This window comes from Streptomyces sp. NPDC091287 (genome assembly GCF_044768525.1).
In the GTDB taxonomy this organism is placed as follows: domain Bacteria; phylum Actinomycetota; class Actinomycetes; order Streptomycetales; family Streptomycetaceae; genus Streptomyces.
On record NZ_JBIVUV010000014.1, the window covers coordinates 147,664 to 163,600 of the forward strand.

Annotated in this window: 16 protein-coding genes and 1 pseudogene; 9 read left to right on the forward strand and 8 right to left on the reverse strand. The window is 71.2% G+C overall.

All coding sequences use genetic code 11. From position 1 onward, the window contains the following. Window positions 1-47: 47 nt before the first annotated feature. Complete coding sequence (locus ACIQRW_RS24155) at window positions 48-2,180, forward strand: SpoIIE family protein phosphatase (protein ID WP_403763898.1); 2,133 nt, start codon at window positions 48-50, stop codon at window positions 2,178-2,180. A 62-nt stretch (window positions 2,181-2,242) separates the two neighbouring features. On the opposite strand, the gene ACIQRW_RS24160 is transcribed toward ACIQRW_RS24155, so the two are convergent. Continuing rightward, on the reverse strand, window positions 2,243-2,890 hold the full coding sequence (locus tag ACIQRW_RS24160; RefSeq protein WP_403763900.1) for an LAETG motif-containing sortase-dependent surface protein: 648 nt from the start codon (window positions 2,888-2,890) through the stop codon (window positions 2,243-2,245). A gap of 247 nt (window positions 2,891-3,137) precedes the next feature. On the opposite strand from ACIQRW_RS24160, the gene ACIQRW_RS24165 reads away from it, so the two are divergent. Then, window positions 3,138-3,839: a histidine phosphatase family protein gene (locus ACIQRW_RS24165; protein WP_403763902.1), complete on the forward strand. Its 702-nt coding sequence runs from the start codon at window positions 3,138-3,140 to the stop codon at window positions 3,837-3,839. A gap of 54 nt (window positions 3,840-3,893) precedes the next feature. Here ACIQRW_RS24165 and ACIQRW_RS24170 read toward each other — a convergent pair whose 3' ends face one another. The 3 genes from ACIQRW_RS24170 to ACIQRW_RS24180 form a co-directional block, all read right to left on the reverse strand. After that, window positions 3,894-4,382, reverse strand: coding sequence for a GNAT family N-acetyltransferase (locus ACIQRW_RS24170; protein ID WP_403763904.1), 489 nt, complete (start codon window positions 4,380-4,382; stop codon window positions 3,894-3,896). Window positions 4,383-4,421: 39 nt separating this feature from the next. Next, window positions 4,422-5,552, reverse strand: a complete 1,131-nt coding sequence (locus tag ACIQRW_RS24175; protein ID WP_403763906.1) for a DUF6397 family protein — start codon at window positions 5,550-5,552, stop codon at window positions 4,422-4,424. A gap of 109 nt (window positions 5,553-5,661) precedes the next feature. Continuing rightward, window positions 5,662-6,075 (reverse strand): roadblock/LC7 domain-containing protein, encoded by a 414-nt coding sequence (locus ACIQRW_RS24180; RefSeq protein ID WP_047180336.1) that lies wholly within the window; start codon window positions 6,073-6,075, stop codon window positions 5,662-5,664. 133 nt (window positions 6,076-6,208) lie between these two features. On the opposite strand from ACIQRW_RS24180, the gene ACIQRW_RS24185 reads away from it, so the two are divergent. Next, a complete protein-coding gene (locus ACIQRW_RS24185; protein ID WP_403763908.1) occupies window positions 6,209-6,637 on the forward strand; it encodes a PPOX class F420-dependent oxidoreductase in 429 nt (142 codons plus the stop codon). Window positions 6,638-6,661: 24 nt separating this feature from the next. On the opposite strand, the gene ACIQRW_RS24190 is transcribed toward ACIQRW_RS24185, so the two are convergent. Then, on the reverse strand, window positions 6,662-7,318 hold the full coding sequence (locus ACIQRW_RS24190) for a GTP-binding protein (RefSeq protein WP_403763910.1): 657 nt from the start codon (window positions 7,316-7,318) through the stop codon (window positions 6,662-6,664). Between the two features lie 276 nt (window positions 7,319-7,594). Between ACIQRW_RS24190 and ACIQRW_RS24195 the strand changes: the two genes are divergently transcribed. The 5 genes and pseudogenes from ACIQRW_RS24195 (at window position 7,595) to ACIQRW_RS24215 (ending at window position 12,473) form a co-directional block, all read left to right on the forward strand. Next, a complete protein-coding gene (locus ACIQRW_RS24195; protein WP_403763912.1) occupies window positions 7,595-7,969 on the forward strand; it encodes an ArsR/SmtB family transcription factor in 375 nt (124 codons plus the stop codon). Then, window positions 7,953-10,765 (forward strand): annotated as a pseudogene (gene mgtA / locus ACIQRW_RS24200) (magnesium-translocating P-type ATPase). The gene ACIQRW_RS24195 and the pseudogene mgtA overlap by 17 nt, the downstream one beginning before the upstream one ends. A gap of 90 nt (window positions 10,766-10,855) precedes the next feature. After that, window positions 10,856-11,020 (forward strand): Sec-independent protein translocase subunit TatA, encoded by a 165-nt coding sequence (gene tatA, locus ACIQRW_RS24205; protein ID WP_403763914.1) that lies wholly within the window; start codon window positions 10,856-10,858, stop codon window positions 11,018-11,020. A 215-nt stretch (window positions 11,021-11,235) separates the two neighbouring features. After that, window positions 11,236-11,811 carry a TerD family protein gene (locus ACIQRW_RS24210; protein WP_403763916.1) on the forward strand — a complete coding sequence of 192 codons (576 nt, stop codon included), beginning with the start codon at window positions 11,236-11,238 and terminating at the stop codon, window positions 11,809-11,811. Window positions 11,812-11,870: 59 nt separating this feature from the next. Continuing rightward, entirely contained in the window at window positions 11,871-12,473 is a 603-nt protein-coding gene (locus ACIQRW_RS24215; RefSeq protein WP_403763918.1) for a methyltransferase domain-containing protein, read from the forward strand. Window positions 12,474-12,570: 97 nt separating this feature from the next. Here ACIQRW_RS24215 and ACIQRW_RS24220 read toward each other — a convergent pair whose 3' ends face one another. After that, window positions 12,571-13,476 carry an oxygenase MpaB family protein gene (locus ACIQRW_RS24220; RefSeq protein WP_403763920.1) on the reverse strand — a complete coding sequence of 302 codons (906 nt, stop codon included), beginning with the start codon at window positions 13,474-13,476 and terminating at the stop codon, window positions 12,571-12,573. A 202-nt stretch (window positions 13,477-13,678) separates the two neighbouring features. Here ACIQRW_RS24220 and ACIQRW_RS24225 point away from each other — a divergent pair, with 202 nt between their 5' ends. After that, on the forward strand, window positions 13,679-14,560 hold the full coding sequence (locus tag ACIQRW_RS24225; protein WP_403763922.1) for a hypothetical protein: 882 nt from the start codon (window positions 13,679-13,681) through the stop codon (window positions 14,558-14,560). Between the two features lie 32 nt (window positions 14,561-14,592). On the opposite strand, the gene ACIQRW_RS24230 is transcribed toward ACIQRW_RS24225, so the two are convergent. Both ACIQRW_RS24230 and ACIQRW_RS24235 read right to left on the reverse strand, forming a co-directional pair. Next, the gene (locus ACIQRW_RS24230; protein ID WP_026291218.1) at window positions 14,593-14,775 is read right to left on the reverse strand and encodes a hypothetical protein; all 183 of its coding nucleotides are present in this window, start codon (window positions 14,773-14,775) and stop codon (window positions 14,593-14,595) included. Between the two features lie 81 nt (window positions 14,776-14,856). Next, the gene (locus tag ACIQRW_RS24235) at window positions 14,857-15,927 is read right to left on the reverse strand and encodes a fatty acid desaturase family protein (RefSeq protein WP_403763924.1); all 1,071 of its coding nucleotides are present in this window, start codon (window positions 15,925-15,927) and stop codon (window positions 14,857-14,859) included. Between the last annotated feature and the right edge of the window lie 10 nt (window positions 15,928-15,937).

Here is a 15,937-nt window from a genome sequence, read left to right on the forward strand (position 1 = left end):
CGGGGTCCGCCGACGTGCGGCCCCGCCGGACGACCTCCGGAGCTGGCATGACCGACGACGAACGGCGGCAGGACGCCGAGGCCTCTCCGCTCCGCCGGATCGACCGGAAGACCAACGGTGAGATCCGGCCGACGGAACGCCTCGCCATGAATCGGACCGGCAGCTTCGACTGGGACCTGGACACCCGGACCCTGGACATCGACGAGGCCGGGCTGATGGTGTTCGGCGTGGATCCTGCGACGTTCGACGCACGCCCGGGCGCCCTGCTGGAGCACCTGGAACCGGCGGAACGGGCCCGGCTCGATGTCACGATCGACGAGGCCATCACCGGCGGCAGTAATTCCTACAGCGTCCACTTCCGTGTGCCGCTGGACGACGGGACCACGCAGTGGACCCATGTCCAGGCCCGCATTCTGCGATCGAAGGACGGATTGGCGCACCGGATCGTGGGCGTCGTCCGGGACGCGACGGCGGAGGTCACCCATTCGGCCTTCGTTCTCGATCTGGAAAAGCGGCGGCAGCGCCAGACAAATATCGTTGAACGAACAACGAGTGCCATGTCCCGTGCGGTGACCGTGGACGACGTGACGGCAGCCCTCACCGGACCCGGCGGGCTGGCCCGTCTCGGCGCCGACGGCCTCGCCCTGGGGCTCGTGGAGAATTCCGCGCTGAACATCGTCGCGCTGAGCGGCGAGTCGCTCGAGGTGCTCGACGGACTCGGCTCCGGTGATCTCGACCGCAACCTCCCCCTTGCGGACACCATCCGCAGCGGACGCCCCCGGTTCATCACCTCCCTCTCCGCGCTGGCCCGTCGTTACCCGGAACTGGAGCCGCATCTCGGGAAGCTGAGGTTCAGGGCGGCGGCGTATCTTCCGCTGGTGGCCCAGGCCCGGTCGCTCGGGGGGCTGGCCCTCTTCTACCGCGAGCGCACGGTCTTCAACGCGGACGAGCGCATTCTGTGCCTGGGCCTCGCCGCCATCGTGGCCCAGTCCCTGCAACGGGCGATGCTCTTCGACGAGGAGCGGGAGTTCGCCACTCAACTCCAGTCCGCGATGCTCCCGCCCCGGATACAGGACGTCGAGGGCGGCGAGATCGCGGTCCGGTACCACGCTGCGTGGAGCGGCCGGCAGGTCGGTGGCGACTGGTACGACGTGATCACCCTGCCGAAGAACCGTTACGGACTGGTCGTGGGGGACGTACAAGGACACGACACCCACGCGGCCGCGATCATGGGCCAGTTGCGCATCGCCCTGCGCGCGTACGCCGCCGAGGGGCACCCGCCGGCCACCGTGCTGGCACGGGCCTCCCGCTTCCTCGCCGAACTGGACACCGACCGCTTCGCCACCTGCACGTACGCCCAGGTCGACCTGGCGTCCGGAGCGGTGCAGGTGGTACGGGCCGGGCACCTCGGCCCGTTGATCCGCCACCTCGACGGGCGGGTCGGCAGCCCTCAGGTGCGCGGCGGGCTGCCGCTGGGCACCTCAACGGACCTCCAGGACGAGGAGTATCCGGAGACCCGGCTGGACCTGGTGCCCGGTGAGACGTTCGTCCTGTACACGGACGGGCTGGTGGAGGAGCCCGGAGCCGACCTCGACACCGGGATCGACGCGCTGCGCAACGAGGTGAGCGCCGGGCCCGCCGGGGCCGAGGCACTGGCCGATCACCTGTCGGAACGGCTGTGGGAACGGTGGGGGTCGGGGGACGATGTGGCACTCCTCGTCCTGCGCCGAAGCCCCGACGTGGGGTCGTCGCACGCACCGCGGCTGCACCAGTACATTCACCAGGCGGACCCGGAAGGGCTCTCGGATGCCCGCGCGATCGTGCGCCAGGCCCTCGCCGACTGGGACATGGCCGAGTTCGCCAACGATGCCGAGCTCATCACGGGCGAGTTGTTGGTGAACGTGCTCCTGCACACCGAGGGCGGGGCCGTCCTGACGCTGGAGGTGCTGCCCGAACCGGTGCGGCGGATCCGGCTGTCGGTCCAGGACCGTTCCAGCGCCTGGCCCCGTCGGCGTACGCCGGGCGAGACGTCCACCTCCGGCCGGGGGCTGCTCCTGCTCGACGCGGTCGCCACGCGCTGGGGCATCGAACCGAGGGGCGAGGGCAAGGCCGTCTGGTGCGAGATCGGCCCCGCTCCCCCGCCGGCCACCTCACCGCCCCCGACGGTCGCGGAACGGTGACGGACGGAAAGAGGTGTGCCGCATCACCGCGATGACGCGGCACACCCCTCGACCGCGGAGCGTCAGTTCTGGGCGGTACGCCGCTTACGGACGGCCCACAGGATACCGCCACCGGCCAGCAGCACCGCGACGGCGGCGCCACCGATGACCGGAGTCGACGACGACGAGCCGGTCTCCGCCAGGTCCGGCGAGCTCGGGCTCGGGGCGGGCGCGGCGGGCGCGGACTCCGAAGGCTGCTCACTGGGGGTGGCACTCGGCTCGGGCGTCCCGGTGGACGGCGTCTCCGCCGGGGTCGGCTCGCCCGGGACCGACTCGGTCGGGGTCGGGGTCGGCGTGGGGCTGGGCTCCTCGTCGCACACCTCCGCCGTCTTCGTCTCGTCGATGGAGTGCTTGCCTTCGCCGTCGGCGTCCTTGACGACCAGTCGGACGGTCACCGGCTCGTCGTGCTCGGGAAGGGTCAGCTTCTTGTGGAACTCACGGCCGAACGTCTCGGTGGGCAGCAGGCCCTGGCCGTCCACCGTGACGGTCACCGTGTTGGGGACGTCGCTCGTGTAGTTGGTGAGGTCAACAGTCACCTCGGAGCAGGTCACGGCCCAGGTGGGGGTGTGAGCCGCGGCCGGACCGGCGGAGATGACGCCTCCGGTCAGACCGACGACCGCAGCGGCCACGAGTGCTCCCGCGCCACGCCACGATCTCCTGGGTATGGTCATGGATTCTTCCTCCAGATACGTCTCATCGCCCGAATGGCGGTGGGGCGCACAGTACTGCCATCGTCCAGGAACGGCGCAGCCGCCCCATGCGTAACCCTTCGCACCAACTCCGGGCACAGCCGCACTACTTCCGGCAAGGTCGACGGGCCTCACGTCGGGCTGTCCTCCGGTCCGGCCGAATGAGAGGGTGGACTGTGCATCTATCTGCCGCCATCCGCGCGCCTGAGCCTGGAGCATGACCCGTTCTATGCGATTGCTGCTGATCCGTCACGGCCAGACACCGTCCAATGTCGGCCACTTCCTGGACACCACCCGGCCCGGTCCCGGCCTCACCGACCTGGGGCTGCGGCAGGCAGCCGCCCTCCCCGGGGCACTCGCCGGGGAGGACATCGCCTCCTTGTACGCCTCCACCCTGACCCGTACGCAACTCACGGCCGCGCCCCTCGCCGCGGAGCGCGGCATCGAGGTCCGGATCCGTGACGGAATCCGCGAACTGTCGGCCGGTGACCTGGGGATGCGGGCCGACGAGGACGCGGTGCGGCAGTACCTGACGACCGTCTTCGCCTGGTCCGCCGGGGACATCGCCCGCCGGATGCCCGGGGGCGAGAGCGGGACGGAGGCGCTGGCTCGCTTCGACGCCGTGGTGGCCGAGGCAGCGGGCGCGGGGGAGCGCGCGACCGTGGCGCTCGTCAGTCATGGTGCCGCCATCCGGGTGTGGACGGCCGCCCGCGCACGGAACGTCACGGTCGGGTTCGCCGCCGAACACAGTCTGGAGAACACGGGCGTGGTGGTGGTCGAGGGCTCACCGGACTCGGGGTGGACGGCTCTCTCCTGGGCCGGGACTGTCGTCCCGGGGGTCACCGCGAGCGGCGCGGCGGACGCCGGCCCGGCGGGTCGTACACTGCCGGGCCCGGAGCTGGGACGGACAGCGGATCACCCCTTCGACTGATCGCCGCGCTCTCACCCGCAGGTGAGGGCGTGGCGCTGTGAAGACGCTCTGTCGTCACAGCGCCTTGTGCATGATGTGAAGCCCCACATAGCCCTCGCTCGGGTGGTTGAAGCCCTCCGGAAGGGTCCCGATCACGTCGAAGCCGATCGAGCGGTACAGCTTGACGGCGTGGGTGTTGGTCTCGACCACCGCGTTGAACTGCATGGCCCGATAGCCCTCGGCGCGAGCCCAGTCGACCGAGTACTCGCACAGCGCGCGACCCACTCCCCGGCCGGAGTGAGCGGGGTCGACCATGAACGTGGCGCTGGCTATGTGCGCTCCGTTGCCCATGTGGTTGCGGTTCATCTTCGCCGTGCCGAGCACGGTCCCGGCATCGTCCACGGCGACGACCACTCGGCTCGGCGCCGCGACGAACCACCATCCCTCGGCGTCCTCCTCACCGAGATCGAGTGGATAGGTGAGCGTTTCACCCGCGGAGACGATCGCATGGAAGAACGGCCAGATGGCAGGCCAGTCCTCGGAGGTTGCTTCCCTGATCAACATGCGGACAGCATGGCCCATCCGAACGCTCGGCGCGAACACCTATCCGGCTCCGCGCCCACGCCATCCCAGCCTCGCGAGCAGCCCCTTTCCGGTCGGCCCACCCGCCGCGGCGGAGTCTGACGCCCCGGCGCCGGCGGGCGGCGGAGCCGGCTCGGCGGCGAGTGCCGCGAGCGCGGTCACGGTACGGGTGCCGGCGCCGGTCCGTACGGCGGGCGCCGCTCGGGTTGCACCGTCCTCCCCGGGGCTCGGGGCCGGCCGGTCCTCGCGTGCCCCGTCCAGCTCCAGCGTCAGGTTGACCCGCCGCCAGAGGATTTCGTCGGGGTCATCGGCCAGCATCAACTCCCCCATGGCCTCCCTCGCCGCCATGGAGCTCGGGCGTCCGAAGACCGGCTCCGGCCGGACCCGCACGAGATAGGCGCGTTCATAGGGGTCGTCCACCACTTCCGCCAGTTGCACGGGGTCCAGTGCCGACGCCTGGACCGCCGTTCGCACCCAGGGGTCCCTCGTGCGGTTCAGCAGCCGGTCGATACGCTGCGAGCGCCAGTTGCGCGGCCGCCAGTCGGCGCCCGACTCGAGCATCGAGCGCATCCCCAACGGCGTCCGTCCGGCCAGCAGGTCGGGTTCCCGGGCCGCGAAAGCGGCAAGCTCGTCCGCGAGGTAGAGCCAGACCACCGCGCGATACCGGTTCAGATAGAAGGTGACCGGTGAGACGCATCCTGCCCGGGCAAGCCGGGTGAACCGCGCCGGGGCGATGCCCAACAGGGCCGCTCCCTCCGCTGTTCCGACGGTGCGGACCCGCTCCGCCAGGCCATCGGGAAAGCCCGGCTGCTCCCGCAGGCGCGCGATCTCCTCCTCGTGCACCCGTGGCCGCCCACCGCCCGGTGCGCCGACGACGGCGATCAGCCCCAGGTGCACCGCGAGCTCGAACTCCGCACGCCGGATGCCCAGCTCCTGGGCCGCGCGTCCGGCCGCGACCGTCGCCGCCGGGGCGGCGGAGGCGGTTCGCCCGCCCTCGTCCTCCACTTCCGTGCTGACGTCCCCGACACGGGCATCGCCCTGTGCGCTCGGGCTGTTGGCCCGTGTGCCCCGGGTCCTGGCCCGCGCGGCCTGGACCCTGGTGTCCGCGACCTGGGTCCCGGCGTGTGCTCGGAACACTTCCTTGACCGTCATGACTGTCCTCCCCCGTCGGCTCGGTTACTCTCCGTGATTACGGTAGCCCGAGGGAGTCATCGCCCGTCACCCCTGTGGATAACTCTTCATCGGTGACGGTAAGTGCAGGTCAGAAGGGTTCGATGTCTTCGGGTCCGCCCTGACGAACGGAGACTCCGAGGTGTTCGCCGACGCGGTTGACGAGGAGGGTCATCTCGTAGGCGACCTGGCCGACATCGGCTTCGGCCGCGGTCAGCACGCACAGACAGCTGCCGTCGCCGGCGGCCGTCACGAAGAGCAGGGCCTCGTCGAACTCGACCATGGTCTGACGCGCCCGGCCCGCCCGGAAGTGGCGCCCCGAGCCGCGCGCCAGACTTTGCAGACCGGAGGAGACCGCCGCCAGGTGTTCCGCGTCCTCGCGGGCGAGCCCGGTGCTGGCTCCGGTGACCAGTCCGTCGTTCGACAGCACCAAGGCGTGCCGTATGAATTGCACCCTGCTGGTGAGATCGTCAAGGAGCCAGTCAAGTCCCCGGTCAAGCGGCATGTGCTCGTCCTCCCCGTACCCTCGTTCCCCGCTACGCGCGTAAGCCTCGCGCAACGGCCCCGCGGGGGCAAGCGCCCCTCCCCTCCGGGGGCGCCGCTTCGCGCCATGCGGGGATCGGGCCCAGGATGGGCCCATGGCACACCACATGACCGAAGAAGAATGGCGGGCCTTCCTCGCGAAGGGCACGCGCACGGCGAAGGTTTCGACGGTGCGGGCCGACGGCAGTCCGCACATCGCACCCGTCTGGTTCCTTCTCGACGGCGACTCGGTCGTCTTCAACACCGGTGAGGAGAGCGTGAAGGGGCGCAACCTCGCACGCGACGGACGGGTCTCCCTCTGCGTCGACGACGACCGGCCTCCCTACGCGTTCGCGGTGGTGCAGGGCCATGCCGAGCTGAGCACGGACCCCGGGGAACTGCTGCGGTGGGCGACGCTGATCGCCCACCGTTACGTGGAGGCCGACGCCGCCGAGGAGTTCGGCCGGCGCAACGGCGTGCCCGGCGAACTGGTCGTACGGGTGCGGATCGACAAGGTGGTCGCGATGGCCGACATGGTCGGCTGACGGACGGGCCGCGACGCCGGGCCGTCAGCCGACGGAGGCGAGGAGCCGGGCGGTGTGCATGCGCCCGGCGTACTCGACCGTACGGATCAGGACTTCTTTTCCGGATGCCCGGTCGCGGGCGTCGCACAGCACGACCGGAGTGCCCGGGTCGAGGTCGAGCGCCCGCGCGACGTCGTGCTCCGTGTGGTCAGGCGCGTCGGGGAACCGGTTGACCGCGACGACGAACGGAATCCGCCCGCGCTCGAAGTAGTCGACGGCGGGGAAGCAGTCCCCGAGACGCCGGGTGTCCGCGAGCACGATCGCCGCGAGGGCGCCCTCGCACAGCTCGTCCCAGAGGAACCGGAAGCGGTCCTGTCCCGGCGTGCCGAACAGGTGAAGCGTCAGGCCGGAGTGGACGGTGATACGGCCGAAATCCATCGCTACGGTCGTGGTGGCCTTCCGCTCCACCTCGTCGGCGCCGTCCTGGGTCCGCCCACTCCCGTTCAGCGTCTCCTCCGAGTACAGCGGGCGGATCTCGCTGACCGAGCCGACCAGGGTTGTCTTCCCGGCCCCGAAGCCGCCCGCGACCACGATCTTCAGGGTGAGCGCGATGTCCTCCCCGATCATGTTCCTGCCCACGCTCTCGGGGGTGCGATGGGTGGTGCGGGGGATCTCGTCTCCATCGATGTGCTCGGAGGGCATGCGTCCCTACTCTCCTCAGGAATCGCCAAGGGCCGACAGCATGGCAACCGGTCGAGTTCGTTCGAGTGGGTTGATCGTTCTTGGCCGATGCGACTCCGCCACGGTCACTCCTTGCCGTATCCCGACCTCATTGCGCCTCTTTTGGTCGGGCCGGACACCCCTCGGGCACCTCGGCCCCCTCCGGCACGGCCCCTACACTGGTTGTTTTCGGCTGCCCGAACGGGCGGCGGTGTCGGGCCGTCCGCGTGGACGGCCCGGGGACGAGGAGATACGAGCGTGTCGACAGGTTCCGGCGGCGGTTTCCAGGATCCGCCCGCGGAGGTGCTGGCGGAGGCCGCGGCGGCGTTCGGGCTCCTGGCGACACCGGCACGGCTGCACATCGTGTGGGCACTGGCCCAGGGCGAGAGCGATGTGACGGGGCTCGCCGAGCGCGTGGGCGGGACGCTTCCCTCGGTCAGCCAGCATCTGACGAAGCTGAAGCTGGCCGGTCTCGTCCGATCGCGCCGTGAAGGCCGTCGGCAGGTCTATCTGGTCGACGATCCCGATGTGGTGACGGTCGTCCGGCTCATGGTCGGACAGTTGGCCGAGCGCGCCGAGCACTCCGGACCTTCCGCCCGGAAGCCGGTCCGCCTGCGTGAGCTCGGTGCCTGAGAGCGGTTCGGCCGCGGGCCCCGGACGACACATCGACGCCGGTGCACCGCCGGCCACCGTGACGCCGTTTCCCGGCACCGGCATGTCCGCCACGGCTGCGCCCGGTGGAGACCGTACGAGCACCGCTTCAGCGTCCGGCGCCGGTCCCACTGCCCTGCAGACGCTGCGTGCTCTCGACAGCGGGCCGCGCGGACTGCTGGAGACGGAGGCGGAGACCCGGCTCGGCCGGACGGGCGAGAACGTCCTGCCCGCCCGGCGGCCCGTGCCCTGGCTCCGCCGCTTCGTGCGCAGTCTCCGGGACCCCTTCACCTCCGTACTGCTCTGTCTCGGCCTTGTGTCGGCGCTGGTCTCCGCGTGGGCACCGCGTGCGTCATCCTTGCCCTCATCGGACTGAGCTGCCTGCTGCGGTCGGCCGAGGAACACCGCGCCGACCGGTCGACCGCGGCGCTGCGCGAACTGGTGGCGACCACAGCCACTGTGGTGCGCCGCGTCTCGGACGACGCACCTCCCCGGGAACGGGAGGTGCCGGTCGCCGACCTGGTGCCCGGGGACGTGATCCGGCTGCGGCCGGGCGATCTCGTCCCCGCCGATGTGCGGCTGCTGCGCGGCGACGGCCTCACCGTGCATCAGTCGGCCCTGACCGGGGAGTCGGCGCCGGTGGCCAAGCAGGCCCTCGACGTCCCCGACCCCGCGCTGTCCGGGGCCGGACCGTTCGCACAGCCGCAGTGGTGCTTCCAGGGCAGCAGCGTCACCTCCGGCAGTGGCACGGCGGTGATCGTGGCCACCGGTGGGGAGACCCGGTTCGCCGCCGCCCATGACGGCCGGGCCGGGCATCGGGGCGCGAGCGCCTTCGACCGGTCGGTCCAGGGGATCTCCTGGACGCTCATCCGCTTCATGCTCCTGACCCCGCCCCTGGTGCTGATGGCCAACGCGGCGCTGCGCGGCCGGGGCCTGGAGACGCTGCCGTTCGCCGTGGCCGTCGCCGTGGGACTCACCCCGGAGATGCTGCCGGTCATCGTCACGACGACACTCGCTCGGGGAGCCGCTCGACTGGCGCGTACGAGAGGCGTGATCGTCAAACGGCTCCCCGCCCTGCACGATCTGGGGGCGGTCGATGTGCTGTGCCTGGACAAGACCGGCACGCTGACCGAGGACCGGCCCGTAGTCGCGGGGGCGACCGACTGTGCGGACCGGTCCGACCCCGACGTACTGCGGTGGGCGGCCGTCAGCGCGCTGTGGACGCTCCAGCTGGCGGACCTGCCTGCGGCCGACGCGCTCGACGAAGCGGTGCTGGACGCCGCGGAGAAGTGCGGTCCGCCGACGTCCGGGGAGGTGGATCCGGAGGCGTACGAGGGCGTCGCTGTACTGCCCTTCGATCCGGTGCGTCGCGTCGCGACCGCCGTGGTCAGGCGGCCCGACCGGCTCGGCGTCCACACCCTGGTCACCAAGGGCGCCGTCGAGGCCGTGCTAGACCGGTGCGCCGTGGACCGGGAGGAACGCGCCCGGCTGCTCGCCCTGGCGGACCGGAAAGCGGAGACGGGGCTGCGTCTGGTGGCCGTGGCCCGTGCCGACCGGGCGGCCCGGGCGGGCGCGTACACCCCTGCGGACGAGCGGAGGCTGACCTTCCTGGGCCTGGTGGCGCTGCGGGACGTCCCGGCCCCGAGCGCCGCCGACGCGCTGGGGGTGCTCGCGCGGCGGGGGGTGAGCGTCAAGGTGCTCACCGGGGACCATCCGGGCACGGCCGCCCGGGTGTGCACGGAGCTCGGTCTACGCCCGGAGGGACGCGCCGGCCCCGACGACGTGGTGACGGCCGAGCTGGTGGACACCCTGTCGGACACCGAGCTGGTCCGGGTGGCGGACCGGGCCACGGTGTTCGCGCGCTGCACCCCCGAGCACAAGGCCCGGATCGTCTCGGCCCTGCGCGCCGGCGGTCACACGACCGGCTTCCTCGGCGACGGTGTCAACGACCTGCCCGCCCTGCACGCAGCCGATGTGGGCCTCTGCCCCCGTAACGCCGTGAACGTGGCCAGGGAGGCGGCGGACGTCGTCCTGGCGGAGAAGGACCTCACCGCGATCGACCGTGCGGTGCTGGCGGGGCGGCGCAGCAGTGGGAACATCGCCACCTATCTGCGGATCACCCTCTCGTCGAACCTCGGCAACGTCATCGCCATGTTGACGGCCGGGCTGATGCTGCCCTTCCTTCCGATGCTCCCCGCGCAGGTGCTGGTACAGAATCTCTGCTTCGACGCCGCGCAACTGGCGTTCGCGTTCGACCGCCCGGCGGCGTCGGTCCTCCGCCGCCCCACCGTGCTGCGTCCACGCGACTTCCTGCGCTTCATCACGGGTTTCGGCCTGCTCAACGCGGCAGCTGACCTCGCCACCTTCGGGGTGCTCGCGCTAGCCCTCCACAACGCGTCCGGGGACGGCGGGGAGGCGGCGTTCCACGCTGGTTGGTTCACGGAGAACCTGCTCACCCAGGCCCTCGTCATGATCCTTCTGCGGACCGGCCGAACGGCCGCGGAACGCAGGGCGGGCGGGCCTCTGCGCACCGCCGCCGCGGGTCTCGCCGCGGTCGGCGTCGTCCTCCCGCTCACCCCGCTGGGGCCGCTGCTGGGCATGAGCGCCCTGCCGCTCCTCTACTACCTGTTGCTGGGCTCGGTCCTGGGGCTGTACGCGGTCGGCCTGACGGCGGCCCGTCGCCGCTACGAGCGCCGCCGTCAGCCCGATGCCCACCGTGCCGGGGAGGGGAACGCCGAGTACGTACGGGAAGGGAAGGAAGAGCCCGTCGGACTTTGAGGGGCGCCCGTTCCGGCCGGAGGCAATAGTTGTACAGTTGCGCAATGCGGCAACTGTTGCTGCGTGAACGGAGAGAGGGGCGGGACCAGAATGTTGCGCAACGGACTGGAACCCTGGCACCTGCTGATCCTGGCGGTCATCGCGGTCGTCGTCTTCGGCTCGAAGAAGCTGCCGGACACCGCCCGCGCACTGGGGAAGTCCATGCGCATCCTCAAGAGCGAGGCCACGGCGATGAAGGACGAGAACGCCCACTGACCGCGTTGCGGAGGCAGGGCGCCAGCCCGCCCCTCGCCGCCGCTGCTCACTTCAGGGCTTGCGCAATCCGGGAACCCTGGATGTCGCGCAGAGCGTTTGTACAGGTAGCGGCCACAGGAGTGACAGCAGAACAGCACCGATCACCGGACCGCACGCGGTGAAGCCGCGGGGGCCCGGATCGCACGTGCGGACCGACGGAACACTGGAGGAAATTCATGGGTGTGACCCTGGCCAAGGGCGGCAATGTCTCCCTGTCGAAGGAGGCCCCCGGCCTGACCGCCGTTACGGTCGGGCTCGGCTGGGACGTACGGACCACGACCGGAGCCGATCACGACCTGGACGCCAGCGCGCTGCTGTGCTCCGAGGCGGGCAAGGTCCTCTCCGACGGCCACTTCATCTTCTACAACAACCTCAACAGCCCCGACGGTTCCGTCCGCCACACCGGTGACAACCTGACGGGTGAGGGCGAGGGAGACGACGAGTCGGTCGAGGTCGACCTGTCGTCGGTCCCCGCCGAGATCGCGAAGATCGTGTTCCCCGTCTCGATCCACGACGCCCAGAGCCGGGGCCAGAGCTTCGGTCAGGTGCGCAACGCGTTCATCCGCGTGGTGAACCGGGCCAACGGCGTCGAGCTCGCCCGCTACGACCTGAGCGAGGACGCCTCCACCGAGACCGCGATGGTCTTCGGCGAGCTGTACCGGCACGGCACCGAGTGGAAGTTCCGGGCCGTCGGCCAGGGTTACGCCTCCGGCCTGGCGGGCATCGCCTCGGACTACGGCGTCAACGTCTGACCGGACAGATCGGGCTCCGGTGATGGCACGCCCCACGCCGGTTGCGCGATCATGTCTCCATGGCCGACGACCACACCCATCACGTCCTGGACTTCTTCACTCCGCGTGCGGCCGGCTGGGACAGCCGGTTCCCCGACGACGGCCCCGCCTACGCCACCGCGGCCGGACTGCTCGGGCTCCGTCCCGGAGATGCCGTGCTCGACGCGGGCTGCGGGACGGGGCGCGCGCTGCCCGCGCTGCGGGCCGCGGTCGGGCCGGAGGGCACGGTGCTGGGCGCCGACCTGACCCCGGCCATGCTGGAGGCCGCGGCGCGGGCGGGACGAGGGGACAGCGGAACACTCGTCCGTGCCGACGTCGCGCGGCTGCCGCTGCGTGACGGAGTCCTGGACGCGGTCTTCGGAGCGGGGCTGATCTCTCATCTGGCCCACCCCGAGGCCGATGCGGCGGAACTCGCCCGCGTGGTCCGGCCCGGCGGGGTCCTCGCTCTGTTCCACCCGATCGGCAGGGCCGCCCTCGCCGCACGCCAGGGACGGACCGTCACCGACGACGACCTGCGGGCCGAGCCGAGGCTGCGCGTGCTGCTGGCCGGCGCGGGGTGGCGGCTGGAGTCCTACACGGACGAGGACGACCGCTTTCTCGCCCTCGCCGTCAGGCAGCCCTGAGGCCGTAGGCACGGCCGGGCCCACCGCCGCACGGAAAACGTCCGAGCCAGGCGCTGACGTGGCCGCCCCGCGCACGATCCGGTCGGGGCACGTCGCGTCACTCGGCGGGTGACTGCGACGGTCTGCGGCCGGGTACCGGGCAGCCGCGGACCCCCGGCGTGGGGAACGTACCGAGCTCCGCGATCTCGTACCCGTTCGGGTATCCCTTGATCTCGGGGTTCTGGCGCGCGTAGTGGGGCGTCCTCCGGGGCGGCAGGAGCCGGACTGCACCAGCGCGGAGCCGGAGCGCACCCCTGGTCACTCCGCGGGCCACCGGCCCCGGGCGGCGGTAGCGGAACGCCCCGAGCAACGAGTCGTCCAGGAGCGCGAGGCTGGCGCCGCGCGCCAGCGGGGCGAGGGGCGCCGGGTACCAGGACGCCATCAGCGCCAGGGTGGCGTCGGCTACCCGGCGGGCTCCTTCGTCCCAGCCGAAATGCTCGTGCTCATAGGCGTCGAGGGTGCGCTCGAAGTCCTCGTAGGTCTCGGGAGCGTCCTTGATCCCCATATGAGCACCGAGCGTGCGGTAGTAGGCGGCGAAGGCGCCCCGCTCGTGGCAGCACAGACGTCGCCAGCCGAAGCTGTCCAGCCAGCGCTTCGGGGTGACGACGAACGTGCACAGGACGTAGCGCAGGTCGTCGTTGCTGATGTCGTAGCTGCGGTGCATGCGGTTGATCCGGCGGACGGCGGTGCGGCCGTCTTCGGTGTCGAAGCCGTGCTCCACCACCGTATCGAGCAGCAGGGCGGTGTCGTCGTAACGCTTCTGGGAGCGCTCCGTCAACTCCGCCGTCTCATCGAGGAGTCGGCCGATGCTGGGCACGGCATAGGTGCGGTACAGGGCCAGTTCGAGGGCGCGGGCGATGTCCCAGGGGAACTCGTGGGTGACGGTGAGACGGTAGATCTCCAGGAAGTCCCGCTCCGGGTCGAGTCGCTGAATCTCTTTCAGCCGGTCGTACCGCTTCACCACGCTGTCCCCCTCGTTCGGCCGGACGTCCAACCTTACGCGGAGGCCTCCCCGCGCCCCGGCCTTCGACCTCCCCGCACTCGAACGGGATGGGCGCGGCTCCGGTTCGCTCCTGTCCGTCGGGGCCTCGACGAGGGGGTTACCGAGTAGTTAGGGTGCGCCGACGGACCAAGGAACGCCGGACCGAGCGAAGAGGAGGCGGGCGATGAGCGAGGGGGAGGACACCGTGGCCGGTGCGGACGATGCGGTCGCCGACGACGCGCTGCTGGTGCTGACCGCGATGATGCTGACGCCCGCCCGGTTTCCCAGCGTGCTGGGGGACGACTACGTGGCAGCGTGCGGCGTGCTCGCGCTCGAACCGTACGAGGAGGGCTACGGGCTCGTCCTCGGGCAGGACGGCGACGGAGCCCGGTGGACCGTGGTCGTCGAGGACGCCTCCCAGGTGGCCGTCGCCATCGCCGCCTGGGACTGCGGTATGGAGCACGACCTCTCCCCCGACGAGCGCTCCATGGTGTGCGCTCTGCCGGGCTGGCCGATGGACCTGGCCGTCTCCGCGCCCGGTGTGCCGGATCCGCACGATCCGGAGATGGACGGGGAGGGCCCGGCACCGCTGGCCCCTCCCGACATGGATGCCTGGGGCCCGGCGCAGCGGCGGCTCGGGGCGGACGAGATCGCCGCGCAGTGGTCGGTGTGGCGCGAGCAGCTCGACGAGGCGGGGCTCTCGCGGCCGGGCACCGAGGAAGAGCCGGAGAGCGACGCTGGTGAGCAACGCAGCGGCACCGAGGGTGAGCAGGACGGCGAGTCCTCCACGTCCCCCCGGCACCCCGGTCTCCGCAGGGCCCTGTCGGAGGCGGCCGCCTATACGACGGCCCCGCCGCCGCCCGGGCGGATTCGCTCCTCGTACGCCTCGGCCGACGCACGCACCCTGCGCGTCGACGGCCCGGGGTGGTCGATGGTGGCCCGGACCGACGACATCGCCCTGTTCCTGCTGGACGAGGAGCCCGGCACGGTCATTCCTGTCAGGCGTGGAGCCGCGCTGCCCGGACTGCTCGCGGCCCTCGACGGGTTGGCCGCTCGCCCCGCGTGACATCCTCGTCGGTCACCTGGGGCGACCCGGGCTCAGCGGCCGATCTGCTTGCGGTTGATCCTGCGGAGCCTGCGCCGCTGGGACGGGTCCAGCAGCAGATAGCCCGCCACGGGAACGCCGATCACGATCAGCAGCGCCCACCAGAATCCGATCAGGGGCCACAGGATGGCCGCCGCGAGCACTCCCCCGATAGCGACCTTCGCACCATTCGACATGGTCCACGCCTCCTTCGCGGCCGGCGCCGCTCCTGTTTGTGTGAACGCGTCCACGCGCCCTTACGTTCCCCGTCGGCCGCGCTATCGCAGCGGTTCGCCGACCTCGTGCATGTGCGACAGCGCCTGCCGGTAGGACTCGATCAGGCCGGTCTCCGCGTACGGCATGCCGATGCCGGAGCAGTGCGCCTTGACCAGGGGCTGGGCGAGGCGCAGGTTGGGGCGGGGCATGCTCGGGAAGAGGTGGTGCTCGATCTGGTAGTTCAGCCCGCCGAGGAACCAGTCGGTCAGGACGGCGCCGCGTACGTTGCGCGAGGTCAGGACCTGTCGCTGAAGGTGGCCCCAGCGCTCGCCGTCGGGGTCGGGCATCTCCATCCCCTTGTGGTTCGGGGCGAAGGCCATGCCCAGGTGGAGGCCGAACAGCGCGTGCAGCACCAGTCCGAAGACGATCGCCTTGCCGGGGGACAGCGTGCTGAGCAGCAGGGTCGCGTAGAGGGCGCAGTGCGCGGTCAGCAGCAGCCCCGAGACGGCCCGCTCCCGGAGGGGCTGGCGGCGCAGGAACTGGAATCCGTAGATCTTCAGGGCGATGCCTTCGAGCAGGAGCATCGGGAAGAACAGGCGGGCCTGGTTCCTGGTGAGCCAGCGCGCGAACCCCTCACGCTGCGCCGCCTGCTTCTGGGTCCAGACCAGGGCACCGACGCCGACATCGGGGTCCTTGTCGATGTGGTTCGGATTGGCGTGGTGGCGTACGTGCTTGTCGTTCCACCACGCCTCGTTCATACCGAGGAGCAGATTGGCGTGGACGAGACCGATCAGCCTGCTCGTCCTGCGGTCGCCGGATATCTGGGCGTGCCCCGCGTCATGGCCGACGAAAGCCGTACGGGTCCAGAAGACCGCCAGCGGCAGGGTGAGGAGCAGGCTCCACCAGGTGTCGCCCAGCAGAACGAATCCGGTGATCACCGCGCCCAGGGCCGCCAGATTGGCGGCGATGCCGAGCACATACCGGTCCGTGCGGCGCTCCAGCAGTCCCTGGTCCCGCACGGCGCGCAGCAGCGGCGCGAAGTCGCTCCCGGCTGCCGTCCCGCGAACGTCGGCCGGGCGGTCCGGGCTGCTTTCGTCGGCGGAATCCGCAACAGTGGCTGTCGCCTGGGGCATGACGTCTCCG